This is a genomic window from Acetobacter sp. P5B1 (genome assembly GCF_018811985.1).
In the GTDB taxonomy this organism is placed as follows: Bacteria; Pseudomonadota; Alphaproteobacteria; order Acetobacterales; family Acetobacteraceae; genus Acetobacter; species Acetobacter cerevisiae.
The window spans coordinates 1-24,937 of record NZ_JACRVS010000029.1 but is presented as its reverse complement, the minus strand read 5'-3'; the positions used below and the strand labels follow the sequence as shown (position 1 = coordinate 24,937).

Sequence of the window (24,937 nt, the reverse complement as noted above, 5' to 3'; positions counted from 1 at the left end):
GCCCTGGAGGCGGTGGCGGCCCAGGTGGGGGCGGTCATGGTGGCCCCGGAGGTGGTGGAAAACCCGGGGGCCCGGGCCACTGAGGCTGGATTAAGTCTGATCAGACGGATGGAAGAGGGGGCTGTTATTCAGCCCCCTTTTTTTATCACCAGCTCACAGTGCGTGTGCGCACAGGCTCCTGAGGGTATCAACCTTGGGTGATGCGTAGTGAACCAGCGTTTTCCCTAGGGATAAATAAGAAATCCAGTTAATTATCCACAGCCTCTGGAGTCGCTTTTCACTGGTTTTCTGAGTCGCGCACCGAGGTTGCACCCGTTATCCACAGGTTTACCCACGGGGAGGCAAAGAGCCGCACATTAAAGGGATAAAGAGTGAGAGCGCCAAACACGCACGTCGGTCCCACAGTCCCTAAGCGGGCTGAAGGGCGGGCTGTCTTGCAATTTTAAAAAAAGAAGAAAGCTGGTGCTGCTGGACAGGATTGAACTGTCGACCTCTCCCTTACCAAGGGAGTGCTCTACCACTGAGCTACAGCAGCCCGCTGGCGGCGTTCTAGCTGTTCACGCCGAACGCCGCAAGTCTGTTTCCGCTTAAAAAGCGGAATTAATCGTCACGATGGGTTTTTTCCATCCGTTCATGCTGTTCCTGCGCCTCAATGGACAGGGTCGCAATCGGGCGGGCTTCCAGTCGGCGCAGAGTGATCGGCTCACCCGTTTCCTCACAATAGCCGTAGGAGCCGTTCTCAATGCGCTGGAGGGCAAGGTTGATCTTGCCGATCAGCTTACGGGCACGGTCACGGGTGCGCAGCTCCAGCGCACGGTCTGTCTCCACACTGGCACGGTCTGTAATGTCGGCTTCATGAATGCCGCCTTCAGAAAGGCTGGCAAGCGTATCCCCGGCCTCTTTCAGGAGTTCAGCACGCCACTTCAGGAGTTTCTGTCTGAAATATTCCGTCTGAAGAGGGTTCATGAACTCTTCATTGTCGGACGGGCGATAGTCTGGCGGTAGAGTAATCATGTCAGTTGTCAGCCTTTGCAATGACAGGACACCTGCCTTGAAAGAATGACGCGGCTTATAGCGGTGTGCACCCCGAACGCCAAGAACATTATGAGATTTTAGCGGAAGAAAAAGGACAGCATAGGCATGCAGGCGGCTGGATATGCCCAAGAAATAGTATCGGAGCAGGCCGCTAATAAAAGGAAATATTTAGATTTTCTTAAAAACTGATGGAGCGGCGCTGCTCTGTTGGGAGGAGTTGCGCGGCTCCGAGGCGGCCAGAAGCCAGCCGGCAAACAGGAAAACCCAGCCTGCGGTGGGGAAGGAGAACAGGGCGCTGGTGGAGGCTACCGGCCATAGCACCACACAGCACATGACAAACAGCATGGCCTGCTGCGGGTTTCGGACCGGGGCGAGCGCGCGCAAGCCGGTGCGCAGCCAGCAGAAGATCATCCATGCGAACGCCACCAGTCCCGGCAGCCCGGCGGTGGTGGCAATCTGCAGATAATAATTATGGGGGTGGATGTTGCAGCCGTGTGCGGTGTCACTATCCAGCGGGGGCAGCCCGATGGCGGTCAGGGCATTGGTGTGGAAGGGGGTGTGGCAGAAGTTTCTGAACCCATCCATGCCCAGCCCAATCCAGGGGTGCGAGACAATCATTGTCACAGCGGTGCGATATAGCTTGCCGTAATCGCTCTGAGTAAAATGGTGCAACTGGTTGGAGAATTTGAGCACCAGCTTGGCATATGTTCGCGGGGAGATATCGGGCAGGCTGGCCACCAGCCCCGCTCCGCCAGCCAGCACGAAGGCGAATGGCACGCGAAAGCGCGGGATCATCAGGGCGGTCAGCATCAGGCCGAAGAGGAGCAGCACATTGCTCATCCGCTGGCCAATCAGCACCATGGTGGTCACGCTCAGCACCAGCAGCACCACGCCGCCAATCCATGGGCGCAGACGCTTGGTATAAAACGCGCGCAAAACCACCGGCATCAGGGCCGGGAAAAAGAGCATGAGCAGCGTAAATCCGGCCCGTGGCTTCACGAAGGGGCCGGTCAGAGCACCATCATCCGCCGGGGGATAGCCCAGCAGGTTGGTGCCGGTCAGATACTGTTTCCAGCACTGGGTGATCAGCCACAGGGCCAGCACAAACAAAATGGCGGCCAGTGTCTTACGGCGGGAGGCCGGGACCAGAATCCAGCTTTCCATGGCGGCGGTGAGCAGGAAGAGACGCGGCAGACATAACGCCTGAACCCATGCGCCTTTCTGGCCGATATAAAGGGAGGAGATCAGGCAGAGCCCGCAGAACACGGCAGCCGGGCGTAGCCAGTCCTTCCGTATCCACTGCCAGTCTTTCTGCAGAGCGGAGTAGAGGAGGAACAGGCAGGCGATAGTGGTCGCCGCCACATCGCTGAGCGCGCGACTATAAAAGAAGAGGAGGGGGAGAAGAAAAGTGCACCCTGTTCCACACAGCGTCAGCGCCGCTGCAAGGCGACCGGAAGAGTGGGGAACAGAAGATGCAGGTGTCATTACGGAAAATTCCCGTTGAGACAGACCGCATCACCCCGGCAAAGGGCCGGGGGAGGGACTGTCAGACCCATAGGCCGATCAGAACGGGATTTCGTCGTCCAGATCACTATTGCCGGGGGCGTCCCAGCCGCCAGCATTGCCGCCGCCCGGGCCGCGGGCCGGAGCGTTCTGGCGCGGTGCGGAAGAGCCGCCAAAGTCGCCGCCCTGATTGCCACCACCATAGCCACCGCCGCTTCCGCCGCCGTAACCACCACCGCCATTCCCGCCGCCGTAGCTGCTGCTGCCACCGCCAAAGCCGCCGGACTCTTCACCTTCACCGCCGCTGCGGCTGTCGAGCAGAACCAGTTCCCCACGGAACCGCTCAACAATCACTTCGGTCGTGTAGCGTTCCTGCCCGGACTGATCGGTCCATTTGCGGGTCTGCAAAGCGCCTTCCAGATAGACCTTGCGGCCTTTGCGCAGGAAGCGTTCTGCCACGTCGGCCAGACGATCATTGAAAATGACCACACGGTGCCATTCCGTCCGTTCCCGGCGTTCACCGGAGGCGCGGTCATTCCATGTGTCACTGGTGGCGACAGAAAAAGAGACAATTTTCATGCCGCTCTGGCTGGTGCGGACTTCCGGGTCTTTGCCCAGATTGCCCACCAGAATAACCTTGTTGACGCTACCAGCCATCAATGACCCCGTTTTCTAAAACAATAAAAAGAGTATCCAGCCCGTGTAGCGCACTCCTGCGCCCGTCGCCAGTTCTGGTTTGATTCTATCTCCAAAATGGCGAGTCGGGCGCACGCACCTCAATCGGATGGGAGGTGGGGACGCGCTTACAGCTGCCAGACAGTAAGACGCGCGGCCCCATGCCGTCGTTCCGCCAGCAATGTGCCCGCATAGGCCGGGGGAGGTGGAGTTTCTTCATCCTCACTGACGGGCGCGGTTTCCGGCAGGCGTGTCGTGCCGTCCGCATTTTTCTCTAGCAGCGGCAGCGGTTCCTGCGCGGCGGTTTCAATCACCGCAATGGCGCCGGGTGCAATCCAGCCCTGGGCGTGCAGGGCGGCTAGTGTCCGGGCAGGCAGATCCTGCCGATAGGGCGGGTCCAGAAACAGCAGGGAGCATGGGGCCGGAGCGCGCGTGGGTTTGGTGACATCCCGGGGAACGACCTTACTTCGGTCCTCCCACTTACAGCCTGCAATATTGGTGCGCAGGGCGGAAAGAGCAGCGCGATCATTCTCAAAAAACGTGGCGTGTTCTGCCCCGCGTGAAAGCGCTTCCAGCCCCAGCGCCCCGGTGCCTGCAAACGCATCCATTACGCGCGCATTGGTCAGCAGGTCCGGGCCACCCCATGGGGCATGAAGCAGCATATCGAACAGCGCCTGCCGCACCCGGTCCGCCGTGGGGCGGGTTGTGGTGCCGGGTGGGGCGGCCAGCATCCGGCCTTTGCGAGCCCCTGCAATAATCCGCATGGTTACCGGGCCTTCTTGCTAGCAGTTTTTTCCGGGGCTCTGGGCATCTGCTCACGGAGGATCTTGCCGGGCACTTCTTCCAGCTCTCCGCGCTGCAGGGTTCCGAGCTGGAAGGGGCCGTAGCTGGTGCGAATCAGGCGGCTGACATGCAGGTTCAGGCCCATCATTACCTTACGAATTTCGCGGTTCTTGCCTTCACGCAGGGACACCGTCAGCCAGGCGTTATCGCCCTTGCGGGAATCGAGCCCGGCTTCAATTGGCCCATACCGCACACCCTCGAACACGCTGCCGTTGGCGAGGGACGCCAGACGGGCCTCATCCACCACACCAAACACGCGTACACGGTAGCGCCGCAGCCAGCCATTGTTGGGCAGTTCCAGCCGTCGGGCCAGTTCGCCATCATTGGTCAGCAGCAGCAGGCCTTCACTGTTCAGATCCAGCCGGCCCACGCTGATGACGCGCGGCATGCCTTCCGGCAGCGAGGCAAAAACAGTCGGGCGGCCTTCCGGGTCCTTATGCGTCGTCACCAGTCCGTCCGGCTTGTGGTAGCGCCACAGGCGGGTGCGCTGGGGGTGGTCCACAATCTTGCCGTCCACCTGCACAATGTCGTCGGAAGTAACAAACGTGGCGGGATGCGTGACGGGCTGATTATTCAGCTTCACCCGTCCTTCTTCAATCATCCGCTCGGCATCACGCCGGCTGGCAACACCGGTTCGGCCCAGCCATTTGGCGATGCGTTCTCCACGCGTTTCCTGCGTCACTCTTGTTCTCCTGCTGCCTGTACAAAGGCGCTAAAAATGCTCCGGTCACCCGGGTCTATGCCAAATTCCGGATGCCATTGCACCCCGAGGCAAAACGGAAGGGTGGGGTCTTCCACCCCTTCAATCAGTCCATCTTCTGCCAGGGCATTGATAATCCCGCGTCCGGGTGTGCGCACGGCCTGATGATGGGAGGAATTAACGGCCATGCGGGGCCGCCCCACGCAGCGCGCCAGCAGCGTATCCGGCTCCAGATGCACTGCATGGCTGGCTTCATCGCGCGGATTAGGTTGCTCGTGCGGGAGGGCCGTGGGGCAGGACTCGGGGATGTGCTGGATCAGCGTGCCACCGAGGGCCACGGCCAGAAGCTGCATGCCGCCACAAATGCCCAGAACCGGCATTTTACGCTGCATGGCAGCAGCCAGATAGGCTTGCTCAGCCTGTGTGCGTACCGGGCGCAGGGTCACGCTGCTGTGGCGCTCGGCCTCACCATACAGGGATGGATCAATATCAAACGCGCCGCCGGCGATCAGCAGTCCGTCAATCTGGTCGAGATACTCTGAGGCAAACTGCGGGAAAAGCGGCAAAGCCACCGGCAAACCACCCGCCGTCGCAATAGCGGACATATAGTTTTCCCGCAGAGCATACCAGGGGAATCGGGAATAGCGGTCTGGTCCGGCCGCCTCATGGTCAAGCGTAATGCCGATAACGGGGCGGCGTGCGGTCATGAACTCGGGTGTCTTTTGTCAGAAAAAGCCGGATGAAGCGTATCAGGTGCCACACCCTGCGACGGTTTGCACGGGGATAAACACAAACGTCTTCTGAAAGCGGCAGAAAGTCCGCAGAAATCAACCCGGCAGCAGAGAAACCCGCTGGACGTGGGAGGAGGCTGTTGCCGGTTCATTTACCGTCCGGTCTACAACGGCAAGGCCGAGGCCGATCGCAGCGGCGGCGAGGATGAGAGACAGACTGTGCATTGTACTAATCCTTTCCGCTATCTGGGTCAGGGCAGAATTCCCTGACAATATGGTGTCAGTTGCATGTCTGTTACAGAACAGATCATGGCATCTATAAGGCATGATGACAGAGAAGATCGCGCTTTTGCAAGGAAAAACGACCGTTTGAAATAAGGCAAAAAGACGTAATTTATCGAACGGCGAGTGAGGTTTGAAATATTTGGTGAGTTTCTCCTTTTAGCTGAGGGACTAAACCGGTTTGCGGCACAGCCAGCAGGGGCAAAAAGAGGCATGCACCGATGAAAAACGGGATGGAATTAGCACTTTGCGAGGCGCAGAACGCAGCGCAAAGAGGGGAAGTTCCTGTCGGCGCGGTCTTGCTGGGGCCGGATGGCACCGTGCTGGCTCAGGCGGGCAATCGTGTGGAAGAACTGCATGACCCCTCCGCCCATGCGGAAATGCTGGTGATGCGCGCAGCAACGGCGGCACGAGGCGGCAAACGGCTGGCGGATTGCACGCTTGTCGTCACGCTGGAGCCGTGCCCCATGTGCGCAGCGGCGCTGGCGCATTTCCGCGTCGGGCGCGTGTTGTTTGGCGCGTATGACCCAAAAGGCGGTGGCGTGGAACATGGGCCGCGTCTACCCTTTCGCGCCGAGGCGCTGCACAGGCCGGAAATTATCGGCGGTGTGCGGGAACGCGACTCTGCCGCTTTGCTCAAAACCTTTTTCCAGACGTTGCGAGAGCGGGAGAGTGAGGCCTCTTCTGCGCTCTGACGCATGTTACAAGAGTAAGATAAATAAGGGGGTTCCTGCCGGGCGACCTTTTGTTTTTGTTATCAAGGAACCATGTTAACCGCAGAAGCGTATGATATCTGGCCTGATGGTCTGAATCATGCGCCCCGGCGGGGATTGACCCTGTTGGCAAGAGTTTAAGGGAACAGTCGGAATCGTGATGTCGGAAAAATCTGTATCCAAGTTTTTCGGGCGGACTAGCCGCAAGACACTTCTGGCCCTTCTGGCTGGTGCAGCCTTTGTAGGGACGATGGGCACAGGGCCGGCTGGCCTCCACGCTGCCTATGCTGAGGATGCCGGGGCCATCAAACCGAGCAGCCCGGTCCAGACGCTTCCAAACTTTGTGAATCTGGTCAAACAGGTCAAACCTGCCGTTGTCTCCATTACCTCCATGATCAAGGCTGATGCTGTTGAGGGTGAAGGCGGTGGCATGGGGGGAATGGGCGGCATGCCCTTTCCTTTTCCCTTCCCGTTCCAGATGGCTCCCCAGCAGTCCCGCCAGCAGATTGAAGCCCGCGGGTCTGGCTTTCTGATCTCAGCCGATGGTTACGTCGTCACCAACAACCATGTTGTGAAAGGGGCCACCAAGGTCACCGTCACGCTGGATGATGGCACAACGCTGCCCGCCAAGATTATTGGCCGCGATGGCAAGACGGATCTGGCCCTTCTGAAAGTCACGTCGTCCCAGAAGCTGCCCTTTATCGAGCTGGGCGAATCTGATGATGTGCAGCCCGGTGAATGGGTTGTGGCCGTTGGGAACCCGTATGGTCTGGGTGGCACTGTCACGGCAGGGATCGTGTCCGCCCGTGGGCGTGACATTAATGAAGGCCCGTACGACAACTTCATCCAGATTGATGCGCCCATCAATCGCGGTAACTCCGGTGGTCCGCTGTTCACGCAGGATGGCAAGGTGGTGGGGGTTAACACCGCCATTCTCTCTCCCTCCGGCGGTGGGTCCATTGGCATCGGCTTTGCCATTCCGTCTGACACCGTGCGCAGCGTGACAGACCAGCTACGCAAGACTGGCCATGTGGTCCGTGGCTATCTGGGCGTGAATGCTCAGGTCATCTCCCCGGCTATGGCGAAAGCCCTGAACATGCCCGTTCCGGCTCCGGGTGCGCCGCCTGCCGGTGCGCTGGTGGCCAGCACCAGCCCGGACAGCCCTGCAGAAAAGGCTGGCCTGAAGGCGGAAGACGTAGTGACCGACTTCAATGGTCAGAAAGTCGCCTCTCCGCATGATCTGGCGGTGCGGGTTGCTTCTGTGGCTCCAGGCACGGACGCCAAAATCGGCTATCTGCGCGGCGGTAAGCCGCAGACGCTGACGGTCAAGATCGGCAACCTCGCCAAAGCTTCCAACGATGGTGGGATCGAGGGCAATGCGTCCTCAGGCCAGCATCTGGGCGTGTCGCTCACGCCGCTGAGTGGCGATATCCGTCGCCAGCTTGGTCTGGGTAGTGATGTGCATGGTGTGGTGGTGAATGATGTGCAGCCCGGTTCCCCGGCGGATCAGGCCGGTATTCGCCCCGGTGATGTGATCCAGTCCGTCAGTAACCAGAACGTCGATTCCCCACGGGCTGCTGTTACGGCGGTACGCGGAGCGCTGGCAGCTAAAAAACCAGTTCTTCTCCGGGTGCTGCGGGATGGGCAGTCTCTGTTTATCGCCATTTCCCCGGATGGCACGGGGGATGGGTCTGATTCTTCCTCTTCTAATGGCGGGGATGATGACGACCAGTAAGACGGCTTTCATCGTCTAAGACCGGGCATCAAGATCCGGTCTCGCAAAACGCTGGCTCTGCAAAGGGCCAGCGTTTTTTTGTGTTGTCAGGGTGGTATTATTTCTAAAAACCGTAAAAAATAGCCTTTGAAGAGCCTTGAAGCTCAAAAACATTGTAAAATTTTGATTACATTCGATGTTTTGTGGATGAAATTTTCAGCAAGATCCGCTTAATGCGTCAAATGCAATAAAGCTATGCTCCAGCCTCGGGGCTTGTTTGCTTAGGTTCTGAGCGGGTATCTCCTGCGTAATTCATAAAGTGGGAGCGATCCGCCCAATGACACTCACTCATTTTTCTGATCTGCCGTGCAGGGTTGCGTGATGCGAGCCGGACGGGTGGTTCCTATGCGGTTGCGGGTGGGTCGGCGCGTGTTTGGCCTGCTTTGTGCTCTGGCGTGTTTGGCAAATACCCCGGCATGGGCGGAGAAAACCCCGCTTGTTGTGGGGCAGGATGGCAGCCTGAGCGTGCCGGAGGGCTCGCCGCTGCGGAAGCGGCTGGGGGTTGAGGCTGTACAGGTTGTTGTCCCGAAGGATACCTTGTCCGTTCCCGGCGCTATTGTGACGGAACCTGCCCGGCAGGTGCCCATTCTGGCACCCGTGACCGGGCGCATTGTGGCGTTGAATGTCGTGCCCGGTCAGCATGTCAAGCACGGCCAGCCGCTGGCGACTCTGCTTGCCGGGGATATGGCGCAGGCCACCACGGATGAAGAAAAAGCACGCGCCGGGCTGGTACTGGCGCAGGCTGCGATGGCGCGAGCCCAGCAGGTCAAACAGGCTGGTGGGGCTGCCACGCGGGATGTTGAGGCCGCACGCGCTGCTCTGGTGCAGGCGCAGGCGGAAGAACGTCGTGCGCAGGATCGTCTGAGTTCTTTTGATGATAATGCGGCAGCAGGCGGCAAGCTGGTCCTGCGCTCCCCGGTGGACGGCGTGGTGTCTGCTGTCAGCATGGCGCCCGGCCAGAACGTGACGGACATCACCGCGCCCTTGCTGAGTGTGGAAGATCTCTCGGAAATCTGGGCCGTGGCCGATGTGCCAGAAGCCGATGTGGACCAGATCCATATTGGCCAGTCCGTTTCCCTCACCCTGCCCGCGCGGGACGGGGTGGTGCTGTATGGAGAAATCGCCACCGTTGAGCCGGATCTGCGGCCCGAAACGCGCCGTCTGCGGGCCATGATTCCGCTGCCGAACCCGGATGAAGACTTGCATCCCAATATGTTCGCAACGGTCAATATCCAGCTCAAGCAGCCGCCGGGCCTGATGGTGCCGCAGTCGGCCCTGTTGATGAATAATGACAACGTGACGGTGTTTGTGGAAACCGCGCCCTGGACGTTCAAGCGGCGCAAGGTTGGTATTTCCTACGACGAAGGTGAAGATACACGGGTTCTGAGCGGCCTGAGTGCCGGAGACCGCATCGTGACGCGCGGTGGGGTTTTGCTGAACGATGATTGAGCGGATTATTGCGGCCTGCCTGCGGGAACGCCGGATTGTTTTTGTGGCGATGGCGGTGCTGGCCCTGTGGGGCGGCTGGGCGTGGAAAGATCTTCCGGTTGAAGCCTATCCTGACCTTGGGGCCGTGTCCGTTCAGGTCACGACCCAAAGCTCAGGGCTGGCTGCGGAGGAAGTGGAGCAGCTGATCACTATTCCGCTGGAACGCCAGCTGGCGGCCACGCCGGGGCTGTCCAACAGCCGTTCCAGCAGCACGTTTGGCCTCTCGCTTATCAATCTGATTTTTCGGGATGGCGTGAATGTTTACGCCGCCCGCCAGCGTGTGACGGAACAGCTGGCGCAGGTCACGCTGCCGCCGGGGGTGACGGCCAGCCTCGGGCCTGTCACCAGCCCATCGGGTGAAATTTACCGCTACACGCTGGAATCAGACAGCCAGAATCTGATGCAGCTGTCTGAAATTCAGCGCTGGATTGTGGTGCCTGCCCTGACAAAAGTGCAGGGTGTTGCGGCCATTAACAATTTTGGCGGCTTCACGCGGGAATATCAGTTGCTTCTGGATCCGGCCGCTCTCTCCCGCTTCCACGTGGGGGTGAATGATGTTCTGACGGCTATTACCAGCAGCAGCATCAACGCCGGCGGTGGCCGTGTGGCGCGGGGCGAGCAGTCCTACATTGTCCGCGGCATGGGCATGATCCATTCGCTGAAGGAAATGGGCGATATCCCCGTGACCCAGCATGACGGCACCCCGGTTTTCCTGCGGGAACTGGGCCGGATGCAGCTTGGACATCAGGTGCGGGAAGGGATTCTGGGGAAAAACGGAAACCCGGATACCATTGAGGGCATTGTCAGCATGGTCTCGGGCGAGAACGCCTCGAAGGTGCTGAATCTGCTGCATGCCCGTGTGGCGGAGTTGCAAAAGCAGCTGGAGCCGCAGGGTGTGCGGATTGTGCCCTATATCGACCGCGACGTTCTGGTGAATGCCACCACGGAGAAAGTGACGCATACCGTTCTGGAAGGGGTGGGGCTGGTTTTTGTCATCCTCATTCTCTTCCTTGGCAGTCCGCGGAGTGCGCTGGTGGCAGCAGTAACCATTCCGCTGGCGCTGGCGACGGTCTTTCTCATCATGAGCCTGCTCGGCATGCCCGCCAACCTGTTCTCCCTCGGTGCGATTGACTTCGGGGTGATTGTGGACGGCGCGATTGTGGTGACGGAATCCATCCTGCGTCTGCGGGAAGCAGAACCGGGCCGCACCATGTCTCTGGATGATGTGGAAGGGCTGACAAAACATGTCGGCCGCGCGATCGTATTTTCCACGCTGGTGATTATTGTCGCCTATAGCCCGCTCTTTGCGTTTGAAGGCGCGGAGGGGCGGCTGTTCCGGCCCATGGCCTTTACCGTCAGTTTTGCCCTGCTGGGTGCGCTGCTCAGCGCCATTGTGCTCACGCCTTCGCTGGCTTTTCTGGCCATGCGCAAGCCGCACAAGATTTTCCATAACAAGCCGCTGGAAAAGCTGCATCATCTGTACCATGACGGTCTGGCCCACGCCATGCGCCGCCCGTTGCTGGCCTATATCGGCGCAGTGATTGCCTTTGTGCTGGTGGTCGTGCTGGGCATGAATACCGGACGCGAATTTCTGCCGGAAATGGATGAAGGTGCGTTGTGGCTTCAGGTTCAGCTGCCCTCCGGCCTCTCACTGGAAAAAGCCGGAGCCATGGCGGATGAAGTGCGCCATGCCATCTATACGTTCCCAGAAACCTCTTACGCCGTAACCCAGCTGGGCCGGAATGATTCCGGCACGGACCCCTGGACGCCGTCACACATCGAAGTGCCGGTGGGCCTCAAGCCGTATAACACCTGGCCGCATGGCGAGACAAAGGCTCAGTTTGTCGCCAAATTGCATGAACGTCTGGCGAAGATTCCGGGTATCGATTTTGGCATCAGTCAGCCGATTGCCGATGGGATGAACGATCAGGTCGGCGGCGCGCATTCTGCGCTGGTTCTGCGCGTTTATGGCAATGATGCACGGGAAATCCGGCGGATTGGCAACCAGATTGTTGATGTTCTGAAAACCGTGAAGGGCACGACCGAAGCGTCCGTCTTTCAGGAGCCCGAAATTCCGGAACTCAACATTGTGGCGGACCGGCCTGCTGCCGCCCGTTATGGTATTTCTGTTGCCGACATCATGGCCGTGGTGGGCAATGCGATTGGCGATGGCCCGGTCTCTCAAATCTATATTGCCGACCGCACCTACAATATGACGGTGCGCGTGCCTCCGGCCACAGTCAGCAACTTGCGCTCTCTGGCGCATCTCCCGCTGACGGCGGCCAATGGTGCGCAGATCCCGCTGGAAATGGTTGCCCAGATCAGCCTGAAAACCGGTGAAGGCACAATCTCGCATGAAATGACGGAGCGACAGATCACCCTGCGCGTGGATAACGGCAAGCGGCCTCTGTCCGACTATATGGCGGAAGCGCAGAAGAAAATTGCCGCACAGGTGCATTTCGACACCAGTCTGTATCGTCTGCAATGGGCGGGTGCGTTTGAGCAGCAGCAACGCGCACAGGCGCGCCTGAGTGTGGCGCTGGGTATCATGCTGATCGTCATGTTGGTTCTGCTCTTTGCGGAGTTCCGGGTTCTGCGGCAGGCTGTGCTGATTCTGGCTGTGGTGCCGCTGGCTCTGCTGGGTGGTCTGGTCGCGCTACAGGTTCGGGGTGAAACCCTGAACGTGGCGACAGCTGTTGGCTTTATCGCGCTGTTCGGCGTGGCGGTGCAGAACGGGATCATCATGATTTCCAACATCAACCGGCATCGGTCCCAGGGTGTGCCCTTGTATGACGCCGTGCTGGAAGGGGCGGGTGAACGCTTCCGCCCTGTGCTGATGACGGCCACCGTCGCCAGCATGGGCATGCTGCCTGCCGCCATGGCAACCGGCATTGGCACGGACGTGCAGCGGGGTCTGGCGACCGTGGTGGTCGGCGGTCTGGGGATCGCGACGATTCTGACGTTGTTTATCCTGCCGACATTCTATTACGAGCTGGAAGCGTGGTGTGAGCGCCGGGCAGCCGCACGGGAGCCTGCGCGATGATGCCAAATAAACTGATACTCTGGGCAGCTACAGCTCTGGCTTTGAGTGGGTGCGCCGTAGGACCAGACTTTAAAAAACCTGCGCCACCCGCTCCCACCGAATATGGGCAGGCGGGGAAGGGCAGCAGCACGCAGCCTGTGGCTGGCTCAGCCGAAGCCGCTGCTGCTGGCCCGCAGAGCGTGGTGCAGGTTTTCCATCCGGGGCAGGATATTCCGCCGCAATGGTGGGCGTTGTTCCATTCGCCGGATCTGGACAGGCTGGTGCGGCGTGCCCTGGACCAGAATCCGTCTCTGGAATCCGCGCGGGACGCGTTGGCTGCGGCCAATGAAAACCGTCTGGCCCAGCAGAGCGCGCTGTATCCGTCCATTTCGGGGAGCTTCAACCCGACACGGAACAAGACCTCCCGCACATATTCGCCTGTGCCCAACAGCAACGCATGGCTTTACACCGTGCACACGGCGCAGCTGAATATTTCCTATGTGCCGGATTTGTGGGGCGGTGTGCGCCGTGGGGTGGAAGCCGCAAAAGCCTTGCGCGATGCCCAGCGTGACCAGCTGGAAGCGGTTTATCTGACGCTGACCTCTTCCGTTGTGCAGGCGGCGATTGATTACGCAGCGCTCAATGCGCAGCTGGAGGCTACCCAGTCTCTGGTGGCGTTGCAGCGCACCTTGCTGGCCTCGGCAGAACGGCAGGAGCAGGTCGGGCAGTTTTCCCGCAATGATGTGGCCATGCAGCGCGCCTCTCTGGCGCAAAACGAAGCCACTCTGGCCCCGTTGCAAAAGCAGCTGGAGCAGCAAAAGCACCTTATTGCGGCTCTGGTGGGGGATGCGCCGGATGCGCCGGAGCCGAGCTTTACGCTGGAGAGTCTGAGCCTGCCGGTTGACTTGCCGGTCAGCCTGCCTGCTCGCCTGATTGAGCAGCGCCCGGATATCCGCACAGCGCAGGCCAACTGGCACGCCGCCTGTGCGCAGGTTGGCGTCGCAGTCGCAAACCGCCTGCCCAATGTGCAGCTTGGGGCAACGCCGGGTTTTGCTGCGGCGTCCATCGCGCAGATGGCCTCACCGGGGTTTGGGCAGTGGGAAATCGCTGCCATGATTACCCAGCCGCTGTTTGATGGCGGTCTGTTGCGGCATCAGGAACATGCGGCCCGCGCGCAGTATGATCAGGCGGCAGCCGATTATCGCACAACCATTATTGCGGCTTTGCAGGATGTTGCGGATACGCTCACCGCGATACGTTCCGATGCCACGGCCCTGGGTGCCAATGCTTCCGCCGCTACCGCAGCTGCAGAGAGTTGGCATATTGCACAGGCGCAGTATCGGCTTGGCGATGTGAGTGAGGTTTCTATGCTTCAGGCGCAGCAGACCCAGCTTCAGGCTCAGCTGGCTCTGGCACAGGCCAGAGCGGATAGATTGTCAGATACAGTTGCGCTGTTTCAGGCTCTGGGTGGGGGCTGGTGGAACAGCAAGGAGCCGGACGCGCCGCGCACGCCGTCCTGGCATCCGGATAAAGGGTTAGCGACTATCCTGCCCTGAGGCGAGGTCCCGCAGGCGCGTGACGGACAGCACCCGGATCCCGTGATTATCGGTGCCGGTAATGGTCTGCTCACGCCGGAGGGCGCTGATCGTGCGGCTCACCGTTTCAATGGTCAGACCCAGATAATCCGCAATATCGACCCGTGTCATGGGGAGAGAGACCAGACGGCCTTCGGTTTTGCCCTGCCCGGAGGGGGCTGGTGGCATCATGCGGTTTAAGAGGAAACTGGCAACGCGCTCGCGCGCCGTCTTGCGGCCCAGCAGCAGCATTTGTTCCTGCGCTTCCGCCAGTTCGTCCGTCACTTCATCCAGCAGCCGGCGTTCAAACTGGGGATAATCGGTCAGCAATGTTTCCAGCTGAGGGCGCAGAAAACGGCAGACCTGCACGGTATCCACCGTTTCCGCGCCAAAGGAATAGGTCTTGGCTGTGGTCAGGCCGAGAAAGTGCCCGACATCTGCAAAACCGGTAATCTGGCGGCGGCCATCCGGAAGGGATTTGAACAGTTTGACCGTGCCGGATGTCACGTTGAAGAAGGACAGTGCGGGTGTGCCTTCTTCAATCATGGCTGTGCCGGGTGGCAGTGTCAGTCGTTTTGAGGCTTGTGCGAGGATGGCCAACTCAGTGTCATCAATGCCGTTGCACACGCTGTGTTCGCGAATTTCACAGACAAGACAACGATGAAGATCAGTCCGGGCTTCAGGCGTAAACCTGCGCCTGAGCGGTATGGACTGTGTCCGTGAATGGGGAGCAGGCGGCATGAAGGTATGGGTCCGGCAAAGCCGACTCTTGCGGATGCGAGGATTATCCGGAAAAGCCTGTGTCAGGGAAATCTATCGTAAATATTAGGTTATTGTTGATATAAATCAACGACAGCTCTCCAAAATCTCTACTCGCAAGGATGTTTTAAACGAATATCAGAGTTGTGTTGTGCGCTGTGGTTTAAATAACACACTCTTCGCCCCATCATGATGTGGGTTTGATCTAAATCATGGTGACCGGCCTCTGCGCGTGATTTCTCCCCACTCATAAACTTACAGCGCAGTTGGAAGAGTAACAGGTATGGTCAAGCTTCGTTCCTTATTTACAGCCCTTGCGGCGGGTGTGGCTGCGGTTTCCGGCACGGCCGCGGCTCAGGCACAGGTTGCTGCTCCGGCATCCCCGAACGCAACCTATGTGAATGCTCCGGTTATGAGCAAAATTCCGGCTGCTCCGCGTCCGGGTAGCGGCCATTGCGGAATTTTTGAAACCTGTGCCAGCACCAAGATCGGTCTGGGTAAAGGTGACTTCATGATCCGCCTGTCCGGTGTGGGCGTTCTGCCGCAGGACCGTGACAGCAACGTGGCTCTGCATGCCGGTGGTGCGACCATTCCCCTGCGCAACACGCACCTGTCCACCACCAACCAGGCAATGCCTGAACTGACGCTGGAATACTTCCTGACGGACAATATCTCTGTTGACCTGATTGCCACCAGCACCCGTCACGAAGTGGCTGCGCTGGGGAGCGATGTTCCGTCTCTGGGTGGCCCGCGCAAGCTGGACGTCGGGAGTGCCTGGGTGCTGCCGCCGACGCTGACCTTCGCATGGCACTTCCGTCCGCATAAGCGCTTCAACCCGTATGTGGGTGTGGGTGTTACGGCAATGTGGTTCCATAACATGAAGGGCAATGCTGGCAGCCCGCTGGGTCTGACCAAGCTGAACTCCGGCTTCACCGGTGGCCCGTCTGTCAACGCTGGCTTTGACTATCAGCTGGTTGGCAACTGGTTCTTCAACGCAGACGTCAAGCAGATGTTTGTCCGTATGCATGCATGGGTTCAGAATCCGGCAGAAACGCTGCGCGTTCGTGCGCACGAATCTCTGGACCCGACCGTGGTCTCCGCTGGTATCGCTTACCGGTTCTAATGGTATGAGCGCGGTATCCTTATCTGATCTGGTTCTCCGTTACGGCGGAAACCTGCCGCGCTACACCAGCTACCCGACCGCAGCCAGCTTTACGGATGCGGTCGGGCCTGCGCTGGCCGAACAATGGCTGCGCGCCCTCCCGGCGGATGAGCCGGTGTCTCTTTATTTTCATGTTCCGTTCTGTGATGAACTGTGCCGCTTCTGCGGGTGCAATACATCCGTCATGCGCCATGAAGACGGGCGTATGGCTTACGGAGATCTGCTGCGCGAGGAACTGCGCCGTGTTGTGGCGCTGGTGGGTCCGCAGCGGCCCGTCAAACATCTTCAGTTTGGGGGCGGGACTCCTTCCACGCTGCCTGCGGCCTCGCTTCGGCAGGTGCTGCGCAGTGTGCGTCAGTTTTTCCGGATTGAGCCGGGCGCCGAACTGGCGATGGAGCTTGACCCCCGGCATGTGCCCGCAGGGTACCCGCAACTGCTGGGTGATCTTGGTTTTACGCGCATCAGCCTTGGTGTGCAGGATCTGGAAGAAAAGGTGCAGGAGGCCTCTGGCCGTCATCAGTCCTTTGCCCAGACGGAAGACTGTATCAACGCTGTGCGTGCCGCCGGTGTGTCCGGTGTAAATGTCGATCTGATTTATGGCCTGCCGTATCAGACGGAAGAGAGTGTTGCCGCCACGGCGCGTAAAATCGCGTCTCTCCGGCCCAGCCGTCTGGCAGTATTTGGCTATGCGCATGTGCCGTGGAAGCAGAAGCGCCAGCGTCTGATCCCCGAAGAGGCCCTGCCGCCGCCCGTCGAGCGCCTGCGTCAGCGCGCCCGTATTGAAGAGGTTTTGTGTGCGGAAGGGTACGTGCCCATCGGGCTCGACCATTACGCCCTGCCGGACGATACGCTGGTTCAGGCCGCACAGGCGGGGGCGCTCCACCGGAATTTTCAGGGTTATACGACCGATTCGTCTACCGTGCTGCTGGGAATGGGCGCGTCTGCTATTTCCATGTTGCCGGACGGCTACACCCAGAACATCACAGCTGTTGCGCCGTATGTCCGCGCTCTCGCGGATCAGGATGGCCTGCCGGTTGCGCGTGGCGTGGCTCGCACGGCAGAAGACAAACTGCGTGGTTATCTGATTGAAGAGCTGATGTGTACCATGCAGGTGGACCTTCAGGCGGGTCCTGCCGCTGCGTATGATTTTTCGGTAGAATCTGCCGCCCTCAAGCCATTCGTGCAGGACGGATTCGTGCAGATAGACGGCAGTTGCGTGCGGGTGACGGAAGCAGGACGGCCTTTCCTGCGGAATGTGGCTGCCGTGTTTGATACGCGCCGCCAGACCCTTTCTTCCGTCATGCCGGGGAGTGCGCCTCAACCCCGTTTTGCCACGGCACTCTGAACCTTCACGGGCTTTGCCCGTTGAGGCATCAGTTGATCGTGCGCGTGTTTTGGCGCATGGAGAGAAAACTTTCCCCGCCCGGATGCCATAAAAAAGAACGGTATTCTTCTTAAGGGCAGGAACCCGCATCACAGCTGAAGGACAGAACAGATGCGTTCTGACGCCCCCGCTTTGACAGAAAAGCTGGCTACCATGCAGCCTGCACAGGTCCCGTTTACGCACTGGATGCTGGAGTCCGTTCTGGAACCAGACGCCTGCGATGCCTTGCTGGAATGGGAACCGGGTGACGATGCGCGGGCCGGTGATGTCGGCGGCCGCCGTGAGACCCGTAACAAGTTCCGCGTGTTTGTGGACCCCGCAACCCGTGCGCAGGACGCGCGGCTGGACCGGATGGCGCACCTGCTGGACAGCGAGGCCGCGCGCAAAGTGTTCAAGGACGTCTGTGGCGCAGAATTGGAAGACTCCGCCTTGCGGCTGGAGTTGTGTCTGGACACGGATGGCTTCTGGCTGGAACCACACACTGATATTGGTGCGAAAAGACTCACACTGCTGATCTCGCTGTCCACAAACGATAAAGAGCATGCATGGGGCACGGACCTCATGTCGCCGGACGGCAAGTCCGTCACGCGGGCGTCTGGCGCGTTCAATTCCGGTGTGCTGTTCATTCCGTCTGACAAAACATGGCATGGCTTTGTTAAGCGGCCTATCGAGGGCACACGCCGTACGCTGATCGTCAATTTTGTCGACCCAGCATGGCGTGCCGTGCATGAGCTGGCCTTTGGACCGCGTGTGCCAGCGGCTTCTGCCTGAAACAGAACTGAAAATAAGGCTTCAGACACGGGTTTTCAGGCAGAATCCGGGGTCTGCTACGGCTGTTTTTTTGCAATTCCGCGTTAAATCGGCTTTAGGAAGGCCTCGCCGAGATCTCAACGGGGGCTGTGAACGGGAATGAGTGAATCTGTGCGTGAGTCGATGGAGTTTGATGTCGTCATCGTTGGTGGCGGACCGGCCGGGTTGGCTGCGGCTATTCGCCTGCGCCAGCTTTCACCGGAAACAAGCGTCTGTCTGATTGAAAAAGGCAGCGAAATCGGAGCGCATATCGTCTCCGGCGCAGTCATTGAGCCACGGGCTCTGGCTGAGCTTCTGCCGGACTGGCAGGACCGTAGTGCACCGCTGAACACACCGGTGACGTCAGAAGAGATGCTCTATCTGACCGAAACCCGCAGCCTGCGCGTGCCCATGCTGGACCGGCTGATGCCGCACATGGCCAATCACGGCAATTATATTGTTAGTCTGGGTGAAGTCTGCCGCTGGCTGGCTACGCAGGCCGAAGAGCTGGGTGTGGAAATCTACCCCGGCTTTGCTGGCGCTGAAGTCCTGATTGAAAATAACCGCGTGGTTGGTGTGGCCACCGGGGACATGGGTATCACCAAAGACGGTGCAGAAGGCCCCAATTACCAGCCGGGCATGGAGCTGCGCGGGCGCTATACGCTGTTTGCAGAAGGTTGCCGTGGTTCCCTGACCAAGCAGGTCATGGCGCATTACGACCTGCGCAAGGGCGTGGACCCGCAGACCTACGGCTTGGGGATCAAGGAAGTCTGGGAAATTCCGGCGGAAAACCATCGCCCCGGTCTGGTTCAGCACAGCTTTGGCTGGCCGCTGGATGACAACACCTATGGCGGTGCATGGCTCTACCACTTTGGTGAAAATCTGGTGTCCTACGGCTTTGTGGTCGGGCTGGACTATCCCAACACGTGGCTTTCTCCGTTCGACGAAATGCAGCGCCTTAAACTGCACCCGGCGTTCCGCAAGCATCTGGAAGGCGGCCGTCGCGTCAGCTACGGCGCTCGTGCCCTTTCCGAAGGTGGCTTGCAGGCTATCCCACGTCTGACCTTCCCCGGCGGTGCACTGATTGGTGATTCCGCAGGCTTCCTGAACATGCCCAAAATTAAGGGTACGCATACGGCCATGAAGTCCGGCATGCTGGCAGCGGACGCTGTTGTTGAGGCCATGCAGACGGATCGGGTTGAGCCCGGCTCTTACACGCAGCGTGTTAAAGACAGCTGGCTGTGGGAAGAACTGCGCACAGCCCGCAATGTCCGTCCGGCTTTTGCACATTTCGGCATGAAGGGTGGAGCAGTTTATGCCGCGCTGGACGCCATGCTTCTGCGTGGCCGTGCGCCGTGGACGCTGCATTTCAAGCATCAGGACAACGAGACCCTGAAAGCAGCAAATCTGTGTGAAAAGCCGAACTATCCCAAACCGGATGGCACGCTGACGTTTGACCGCCTGTCTTCCGTCTTCCTGTCCGCCACCAACCATGAGGAAGATCAGCCAGTGCATCTGCGCCTGCGCAATCCGTCCCTGTGGAAAACGGTTAACTGGGATGTGTTCCGTGCACCGGAAGCCCGTTATTGCCCGGCTGGCGTGTATGAAGTGGTGGATGAAGCCACAGCGCCGGCTCTGCAAATTAACGCGCAGAACTGCGTGCATTGCAAAACCTGTGACATCAAGGATCCAACCCAGAATATTGACTGGACTGTGCCCGAAGGCGGTGGTGGTCCTAATTATCCTGCTGGTATGTGATTTTGTTGCAAAGTACGGTAAGCAACGTTTGAACGATCCTGCGTCTGCAAGCGAAAGAAGCCATGAAGATTGTAGTACCTGTAAAGCGGGTTGTTGATTACAACATCAAACCGCGTGTTAAGGCGGACGGCAGCGGTGTTGAAACCACTGGCGTCAAGATGTCGATGAACCCCTTTGATGAGATTGCTGTAGAAGAAGCAGTGCGTCTCAAGGAAAAAGGCGTTGCGTCTGAAGTTGTCGTTGTCTCCATCGGGGTGCAGCAGGCACAGGACACGCTGCGGACCGCCATGGCCATGGGCGCAGACCGCGCCATTCTGGTTCTGTCTGAAGAAAGCCCGGAACCTCTGGCTGTTGCCAAGGTGCTGAAGGCGATTAACGAGAAAGAACAGCCGGGTCTGTTCATTCTTGGCAAGCAGGCCATTGATGATGACATGAACGCAACCGGCCAGATGCTGGCTGGTCTGCTCGGCTGGGGTCAGGGCACGTTTGCCGGTAAGGTTGAAGTTGCGGATGGCCGCGTGAAGGTCAGCCGTGAAATCGATGGCGGCACGGAAGATGTCTCTCTGGCACTGCCGGCTGTTGTGACGGCGGATCTGCGTCTGAACGAACCGCGCTATGCCTCTCTGCCCAACATCATGAAGGCCCGCAAAAAGCCGACGGAAACGCTGAAGGCTGAAGACCTCGGCGTAGACATGACCCGCCGCCTCACGGTGGTGTCCGTAGCGGAACCGCAGCAGCGTCAGGCTGGTGTGAAGGTTGGTTCCGTGGGTGAGCTGGTTGAAAAACTGCGTAACGAAGCAAAGGTGATCTGATCATGACCGCTCTTGTTCTTCTCGATCATGAAGAGGGCCGGATCAGAAAGTCTGCCCTTTCTGCTGTAACCGCTGCCTCTCAGCTGGGTGACGTGCATGTGCTGGTGGCGGGTGATGCCGCCGTGGCACAGGCCGCAGCCGCTATTCCGGGTGTTTCCAAGGTTCTGCATGCTGCCGATGCACAGTATGCGCATGAACTGGCTGAGCCGCTGGCTGCTCTGATTGTCTCGCTTGCTGGCGGGTATGACCAGATTGTTGCCGCGGCCAGCGCTGTGGGCAAAAACGTGCTGCCGCGCGCTGCTGCTCTGCTGGATGTGCAGCCGATCCCGGAAGTGGTCAGCATTGTGGACGCCGAAACTTTCGTGCGCCCGATCTATGCAGGTAATGCGCTGGCTACTGTGCGTTCGTCCGATGCCAAAAAGGTTCTGACGGTGCGTGGCTCCGCGTTTGATGCCGCTCCGGCAGAAGGCGGGGCCGCTCCGATTGAAACGGTTGCGCCTGCAACCAACCCGAATGTTTCGGAATTCGTGGCAGTTCACCTGTCCGATTCCGAGCGTCCGGAACTGGAATCCGCCCGCGTGGTTGTCTCCGGTGGCCGTGGCCTTCAGAGCGAAGAAAAATTCCACGTTCTGGAACCGCTGGCTGACAAGCTGGGTGCTGCTATCGGCGCATCCCGTGCGGCTGTGGATTCGGGCTTTGTGCCGAACGAATTCCAGGTCGGGCAGACCGGGAAGATCGTGGCTCCGGAGCTCTATCTGGCGTTCGGTATTTCCGGCGCGATCCAGCATCTGGCCGGTATGAAAGACAGCCGCGTGATTGTGGCCGTCAACAAGGATCCGGAAGCTCCGATCTTCCAAGTCGCCGATTACGGCATTGTGGGGGATCTGTTCGAGATCGTGCCCGCTCTGACCGAGGCGCTGAACTAAACGATTACTTCTGCGGCCCGGATTTGCGGGTCGTTACAGCTTAAAGCCTGTGCGCTCTTACTCAGAGCACACAGGCTTTTTGTTTTTTTGGAATGTGTTGAGAGGCTCAGTCTGCGGCGGAGGCTTCAGAAGGCTTGACGCCATAGGCCGCCAGAAACATGCGAACGGCAGCGTGAATCACCTTTTCTTCGTCTTCAGCCTCATTATCAAACGGCATATTGAAGCGCTTTCGGTGCGCAATGCGCGTCTGGCAGAGTGAGAAAAACTGCTCTGCTGCAAAAACAGGGTCATCCACGTTCAGTGTGCCCTGCGCTACCTGTCCTTCAATCCAGCCAGACAGGGTTTCAATCGCCCTTTTGGGGCCACTCTGCCAAAAGGTTGTGGCCAGATGCGGGAAATGCGGCGCTTCGGAGACAATAATCCGGTAGAGCATCAGACTTTCAGGTGAGATGATCAGCCGGATAATCTCCCGGGCCAGAGCCGTCAGCGTCTTTTCCGGAGACAGGCTTAATTTCTGCACCGGGGCCAGCACCTCGAGTTTTTCCCGGCAGTTCTTTTCCACAAAGGCGGCAAACAGGTCGCACTTGTTGGCAAAGTAATTATACAGCGTGCCCTTGGAAACGCCTGCCTCACGCGCAATGGCGGACATACTGGCGCCTTCAAAGCCATGTGCGGCAAAAACAGCTTTTGCTCCGGTCAGAATCTGCTGGCGCTTGGCCTCAGATTCCCCGGTGCAGAGGTGGGTCACCATCACGGGCTTAGAAGGGGAGACAGACATTGTGTGGTGTTATTCCCAAGTATGATGATTGACGCAACATTGAAAAACGATAGTTTGGCATGCTGACCGAACCGGTCGGTCAGTGCAAGAACCGGGTAGTAAGAATACGGACTTTCGTTAGGAGCGATCAGGTGGCGAAACGGTATGTGTCGGGGGCAGGCACCATAGTTCTGGCTTTAGCGCTGGGTGGGTGCATGGTAGGCCCGGATTACAAAAAGCCAGCCACATGGACCCCGGCAGAATGGCAGCATGCCAAACTGGAAGGGGCTTCCCGTGTTCTGAGTGTGCCTAGCACACAGGCGCCTGACCCGGAATGGTGGTCCGTGTTTCAGGACCCGGAACTGACGTCTCTTGAAAAACGCCTGGCCTCAGAAAACCTTGATGTCCTGCAGGCGACGGAACAGCTCGCAGTTAGCCGCGGGCAGTTGCTGATTGCCGGAGCCGAGCGATTCCCTGATCTTGCCGCATCTGGCTCCTACAAGCGTGCGCAGTATAGCAGTAAACAGCTCAGCCGCATTGTAGAGCGGATTGGTCAGAATGCGCCGGAAGGAATGGGCGCTCTTCTGTCCTCCCAGTCTGCCAATGTCTCCATTCCTTTGCTCAACCAGTGGCAGGATGGCCTTCAGGCGAGCTGGGAAGTCGATCTGTGGGGCCGTGTCCGTCGGCAGTATGAAGCGGCCAAGGCTTATCTGACGGCCTCCATGGAAGAACGTCGCGGTATCCTGATCGCCCGTCAGGCTGAACTAGCGCGGGACTATATGGAGCTGCGCGGTCTTCAGGAACAGCTACGGATCACCATCGCCAACCGTGATGCCGCCACGCAGATGCTCAATCTCAGTAGCGCCCGCTATAAGAGCGGACTGGTGAGTGAACTGGATGTAGAAAGCGCCCGTTCACAGGTAGAAAGCACTAATTCCAGCATTCCGCAGTTTGAGCAGCGGATTGCCATGCAGATTAACGCCATCAATCTGCTGATGGGTGCGCCTCCGGGTGGTTTGAATGCGGAACTGACGCAGACGGCTTCCATTCCTCTGGTTCCCGCAGCTGTGCCTGTGGGGCTGCCGTCTGAACTGGCGCGCAGACGCCCGGATATTCGGGAAGCTGATGCTGAACTGCATGCTGCGACGGCGGAAGTCGGTCAGGCTGAAGCGGACTTCTATCCTAAAGTCACTATTGATGCCGGGTTTGGCTTCCAGTCCTTCTCTTTCCGGGACCTCGGGTTCTGGAGTGCGCGGACATGGAATGTCGGTCCCTCCATTTCTCTGCCGATCTTTCAGGGGGGCCGTCTGACCGGTCAGCTTGAAATGAAGAAGGCGTCTCAGAAAACAGCAGCGCTCCGGTATCGGAAGACGGTGCTCAAGGCGTGGAGCGAGGTGGATAACGCTCTGACAGCCTATGAGGCCGAGCAGAAGCGGAACCTCAGTCTCAAGGCTCAGGTGGCGGCGGACCAGCGGTCCTGGCAGCTGGCGCAGGATCAGTATCGCCACGGGATGCAGAGCTTCCTGCAGGTGCTGGACACAGAGCGTCGCCTGTTGTCGTCCCAGACGCAGCTGGCAGATAGCACGGCGGTCATCTCGGATAATCTGGTGCGTCTTTATAATGCACTGGGCGGTGGTTGGGAGACGACTTATCCTGAGGCCAGCAAAACCACACCTAAGGCGACACAGCACAGCTAAGAGCTCGCTGTGTCAGTGTGCTTCAAAACCCCCGGCGTCGCAGACGTCGGGGGTTTTGCATTTGTAAGGCGGAGATTAGGCGGGAAATAGGGCCTTGAGGCGGGCATCCTTTTAGGAGGAGGGGCGTTACCCCTTTATAATGAGGAGTTCTCATCCTGCGGAGCTACTCTCAAAAACGATTCCGTTAAGGTTTAGAGGTGATTCGGCAGAAGGCTAAAACTGCTATCCCGTTGAAAACTGGCGGGAAACTGGGGTTTTGGCGTTATCTAAAAATTAAGACGCGCTTTTTTGAAGTTTTTATGTCGGATGGTGTTGACGGGTAGGGGTCGATCGCTTAGAAACCGCTTCACCGGACGAGATCACGGTTGGCAGCTTCCTCTGGATCTGCTAGATTGCTTGGCTCGGTTCGGTTAGGTCTTTGACAAGAGAATACGAAGAGAGGGATATGCTGACGGCGTATCTTTTTGATCTGACGGCCTTTTTGGTTGTTAGGTTAAGGGGATCTGACTGAATTTCTGATTTGGTCATGACGTTTGTTAGTATATCTTGCATA

Annotated in this window: 22 protein-coding genes and 1 tRNA gene; 13 read left to right on the top strand and 10 right to left on the bottom strand. The window is 58.9% G+C overall.

Annotated features, from left to right (window positions below; all coding sequences use genetic code 11):
- Positions 1–201, top strand: a 201-nt coding sequence (locus KP703_RS13245; RefSeq protein WP_215755277.1) for a hypothetical protein, incomplete at its 5' end; no start/stop codon positions are given.
- 259 nt (positions 202–460) lie between these two features.
- Here the strand turns inward: KP703_RS13245 and KP703_RS13240 are convergent.
- The 8 genes from KP703_RS13240 to KP703_RS15820 form a co-directional block, all read right to left on the bottom strand.
- Positions 461–535 (bottom strand) — tRNA-Thr (locus tag KP703_RS13240).
- A 65-nt stretch (positions 536–600) separates the two neighbouring features.
- Positions 601–1,014 (bottom strand): RNA polymerase-binding protein DksA, encoded by a 414-nt coding sequence (dksA, locus tag KP703_RS13235; RefSeq protein WP_043549927.1) that lies wholly within the window; start codon positions 1,012–1,014, stop codon positions 601–603.
- 189 nt (positions 1,015–1,203) lie between these two features.
- The gene (locus tag KP703_RS13230; protein ID WP_215755276.1) at positions 1,204–2,520 is read right to left on the bottom strand and encodes an O-antigen ligase; all 1,317 of its coding nucleotides are present in this window, start codon (positions 2,518–2,520) and stop codon (positions 1,204–1,206) included.
- 78 nt (positions 2,521–2,598) lie between these two features.
- Complete coding sequence (gene ssb / locus KP703_RS13225) at positions 2,599–3,195, bottom strand: single-stranded DNA-binding protein (protein ID WP_061507705.1); 597 nt, start codon at positions 3,193–3,195, stop codon at positions 2,599–2,601.
- A gap of 146 nt (positions 3,196–3,341) precedes the next feature.
- Positions 3,342–3,977: a 16S rRNA (guanine(966)-N(2))-methyltransferase RsmD gene (rsmD, locus tag KP703_RS13220; protein ID WP_215755275.1), complete on the bottom strand. Its 636-nt coding sequence runs from the start codon at positions 3,975–3,977 to the stop codon at positions 3,342–3,344.
- Between the two features lie 2 nt (positions 3,978–3,979).
- Positions 3,980–4,738 carry a pseudouridine synthase gene (locus tag KP703_RS13215; protein ID WP_215755274.1) on the bottom strand — a complete coding sequence of 253 codons (759 nt, stop codon included), beginning with the start codon at positions 4,736–4,738 and terminating at the stop codon, positions 3,980–3,982.
- Entirely contained in the window at positions 4,735–5,463 is a 729-nt protein-coding gene (locus KP703_RS13210; RefSeq protein ID WP_215755273.1) for a gamma-glutamyl-gamma-aminobutyrate hydrolase family protein, read from the bottom strand. Before KP703_RS13210 ends, KP703_RS13215 begins: the two co-directional genes overlap by 4 nt.
- A 120-nt stretch (positions 5,464–5,583) precedes the next feature.
- Positions 5,584–5,712 carry a hypothetical protein gene (locus KP703_RS15820; RefSeq protein ID WP_256441421.1) on the bottom strand — a complete coding sequence of 43 codons (129 nt, stop codon included), beginning with the start codon at positions 5,710–5,712 and terminating at the stop codon, positions 5,584–5,586.
- Between the two features lie 278 nt (positions 5,713–5,990).
- On the opposite strand from KP703_RS15820, the gene KP703_RS13205 reads away from it, so the two are divergent.
- The 5 genes from KP703_RS13205 (at position 5,991) to KP703_RS13185 (ending at position 14,322) form a co-directional block, all read left to right on the top strand.
- Entirely contained in the window at positions 5,991–6,464 is a 474-nt protein-coding gene (locus KP703_RS13205; RefSeq protein ID WP_061507709.1) for a nucleoside deaminase, read from the top strand.
- Positions 6,465–6,642: 178 nt separating this feature from the next.
- Complete coding sequence (locus KP703_RS13200) at positions 6,643–8,217, top strand: Do family serine endopeptidase (RefSeq protein ID WP_215755272.1); 1,575 nt, start codon at positions 6,643–6,645, stop codon at positions 8,215–8,217.
- Positions 8,218–8,601: 384 nt separating this feature from the next.
- Positions 8,602–9,705 carry an efflux RND transporter periplasmic adaptor subunit gene (locus KP703_RS13195; RefSeq protein ID WP_252354080.1) on the top strand — a complete coding sequence of 368 codons (1,104 nt, stop codon included), beginning with the start codon at positions 8,602–8,604 and terminating at the stop codon, positions 9,703–9,705.
- Positions 9,698–12,787, top strand: coding sequence for an efflux RND transporter permease subunit (locus KP703_RS13190; RefSeq protein ID WP_215755270.1), 3,090 nt, complete (start codon positions 9,698–9,700; stop codon positions 12,785–12,787). Before KP703_RS13195 ends, KP703_RS13190 begins: the two co-directional genes overlap by 8 nt.
- Complete coding sequence (locus KP703_RS13185) at positions 12,784–14,322, top strand: efflux transporter outer membrane subunit (RefSeq protein ID WP_082779509.1); 1,539 nt, start codon at positions 12,784–12,786, stop codon at positions 14,320–14,322. The genes KP703_RS13190 and KP703_RS13185 overlap by 4 nt, the downstream gene beginning before the upstream one ends.
- On the opposite strand, the gene KP703_RS13180 is transcribed toward KP703_RS13185, so the two are convergent.
- On the bottom strand, positions 14,302–15,081 hold the full coding sequence (locus KP703_RS13180; RefSeq protein WP_215755269.1) for a helix-turn-helix domain-containing protein: 780 nt from the start codon (positions 15,079–15,081) through the stop codon (positions 14,302–14,304). The genes KP703_RS13185 and KP703_RS13180 overlap by 21 nt on opposite strands.
- A gap of 301 nt (positions 15,082–15,382) precedes the next feature.
- Between KP703_RS13180 and KP703_RS13175 the strand changes: the two genes are divergently transcribed.
- The 6 genes from KP703_RS13175 to KP703_RS13150 all read left to right on the top strand — a co-directional run bounded on the left by KP703_RS13175 (position 15,383) and on the right by KP703_RS13150 (position 21,930).
- Positions 15,383–16,222 (top strand): OmpW family protein, encoded by an 840-nt coding sequence (locus KP703_RS13175; protein ID WP_062141292.1) that lies wholly within the window; start codon positions 15,383–15,385, stop codon positions 16,220–16,222.
- 4 nt (positions 16,223–16,226) lie between these two features.
- The gene (gene hemN / locus KP703_RS13170; protein ID WP_215755268.1) at positions 16,227–17,606 is read left to right on the top strand and encodes an oxygen-independent coproporphyrinogen III oxidase; all 1,380 of its coding nucleotides are present in this window, start codon (positions 16,227–16,229) and stop codon (positions 17,604–17,606) included.
- Positions 17,607–17,756: 150 nt separating this feature from the next.
- Complete coding sequence (locus KP703_RS13165; RefSeq protein ID WP_215755267.1) at positions 17,757–18,416, top strand: 2OG-Fe(II) oxygenase; 660 nt, start codon at positions 17,757–17,759, stop codon at positions 18,414–18,416.
- 138 nt (positions 18,417–18,554) lie between these two features.
- The gene (locus KP703_RS13160; RefSeq protein ID WP_215755266.1) at positions 18,555–20,192 is read left to right on the top strand and encodes an electron transfer flavoprotein-ubiquinone oxidoreductase; all 1,638 of its coding nucleotides are present in this window, start codon (positions 18,555–18,557) and stop codon (positions 20,190–20,192) included.
- Between the two features lie 62 nt (positions 20,193–20,254).
- Positions 20,255–21,004: an electron transfer flavoprotein subunit beta/FixA family protein gene (locus tag KP703_RS13155; protein WP_062141284.1), complete on the top strand. Its 750-nt coding sequence runs from the start codon at positions 20,255–20,257 to the stop codon at positions 21,002–21,004.
- 2 nt (positions 21,005–21,006) lie between these two features.
- Positions 21,007–21,930, top strand: a complete 924-nt coding sequence (locus KP703_RS13150; RefSeq protein ID WP_215755265.1) for an FAD-binding protein — start codon at positions 21,007–21,009, stop codon at positions 21,928–21,930.
- A gap of 106 nt (positions 21,931–22,036) precedes the next feature.
- Here the strand turns inward: KP703_RS13150 and KP703_RS13145 are convergent, their stop codons facing one another.
- Complete coding sequence (locus tag KP703_RS13145) at positions 22,037–22,708, bottom strand: TetR/AcrR family transcriptional regulator (RefSeq protein ID WP_252354078.1); 672 nt, start codon at positions 22,706–22,708, stop codon at positions 22,037–22,039.
- Between the two features lie 59 nt (positions 22,709–22,767).
- Here KP703_RS13145 and KP703_RS13140 point away from each other — a divergent pair, with 59 nt between their 5' ends.
- On the top strand, positions 22,768–24,384 hold the full coding sequence (locus tag KP703_RS13140; RefSeq protein WP_082782821.1) for an efflux transporter outer membrane subunit: 1,617 nt from the start codon (positions 22,768–22,770) through the stop codon (positions 24,382–24,384).
- Positions 24,385–24,937: the final 553 nt, after the last annotated feature.

Excerpts from the sequence above, each read along its gene's own strand:
- dksA (WP_043549927.1), bottom strand. The coding sequence starts at position 1,014 with ATGATTACTCTACCGCCAGACTATCGCCCGTCCGACAATGAAGAGTTC.
- KP703_RS13230 (WP_215755276.1), bottom strand. The coding sequence starts at position 2,520 with ATGACACCTGCATCTTCTGTTCCCCACTCTTCCGGTCGCCTTGCAGCG.
- ssb (WP_061507705.1), bottom strand. The coding sequence starts at position 3,195 with ATGGCTGGTAGCGTCAACAAGGTTATTCTGGTGGGCAATCTGGGCAAA.
- rsmD (WP_215755275.1), bottom strand. The coding sequence starts at position 3,977 with ATGCGGATTATTGCAGGGGCTCGCAAAGGCCGGATGCTGGCCGCCCCA.
- KP703_RS13210 (WP_215755273.1), bottom strand. The coding sequence starts at position 5,463 with ATGACCGCACGCCGCCCCGTTATCGGCATTACGCTTGACCATGAGGCG.
- KP703_RS15820 (WP_256441421.1), bottom strand. The coding sequence starts at position 5,712 with ATGCACAGTCTGTCTCTCATCCTCGCCGCCGCTGCGATCGGCCTCGGC.
- KP703_RS13205 (WP_061507709.1), top strand. The coding sequence starts at position 5,991 with ATGAAAAACGGGATGGAATTAGCACTTTGCGAGGCGCAGAACGCAGCG.
- KP703_RS13200 (WP_215755272.1), top strand. The coding sequence starts at position 6,643 with ATGTCGGAAAAATCTGTATCCAAGTTTTTCGGGCGGACTAGCCGCAAG.
- KP703_RS13195 (WP_252354080.1), top strand. The coding sequence starts at position 8,602 with ATGCGGTTGCGGGTGGGTCGGCGCGTGTTTGGCCTGCTTTGTGCTCTG.
- KP703_RS13190 (WP_215755270.1), top strand. The coding sequence starts at position 9,698 with ATGATTGAGCGGATTATTGCGGCCTGCCTGCGGGAACGCCGGATTGTT.
- KP703_RS13185 (WP_082779509.1), top strand. The coding sequence starts at position 12,784 with ATGATGCCAAATAAACTGATACTCTGGGCAGCTACAGCTCTGGCTTTG.
- KP703_RS13180 (WP_215755269.1), bottom strand. The coding sequence starts at position 15,081 with ATGCCGCCTGCTCCCCATTCACGGACACAGTCCATACCGCTCAGGCGC.
- KP703_RS13175 (WP_062141292.1), top strand. The coding sequence starts at position 15,383 with ATGGTCAAGCTTCGTTCCTTATTTACAGCCCTTGCGGCGGGTGTGGCT.
- hemN (WP_215755268.1), top strand. The coding sequence starts at position 16,227 with ATGAGCGCGGTATCCTTATCTGATCTGGTTCTCCGTTACGGCGGAAAC.
- KP703_RS13165 (WP_215755267.1), top strand. The coding sequence starts at position 17,757 with ATGCGTTCTGACGCCCCCGCTTTGACAGAAAAGCTGGCTACCATGCAG.
- KP703_RS13160 (WP_215755266.1), top strand. The coding sequence starts at position 18,555 with ATGAGTGAATCTGTGCGTGAGTCGATGGAGTTTGATGTCGTCATCGTT.
- KP703_RS13155 (WP_062141284.1), top strand. The coding sequence starts at position 20,255 with ATGAAGATTGTAGTACCTGTAAAGCGGGTTGTTGATTACAACATCAAA.
- KP703_RS13150 (WP_215755265.1), top strand. The coding sequence starts at position 21,007 with ATGACCGCTCTTGTTCTTCTCGATCATGAAGAGGGCCGGATCAGAAAG.
- KP703_RS13145 (WP_252354078.1), bottom strand. The coding sequence starts at position 22,708 with ATGTCTGTCTCCCCTTCTAAGCCCGTGATGGTGACCCACCTCTGCACC.
- KP703_RS13140 (WP_082782821.1), top strand. The coding sequence starts at position 22,768 with ATGCTGACCGAACCGGTCGGTCAGTGCAAGAACCGGGTAGTAAGAATA.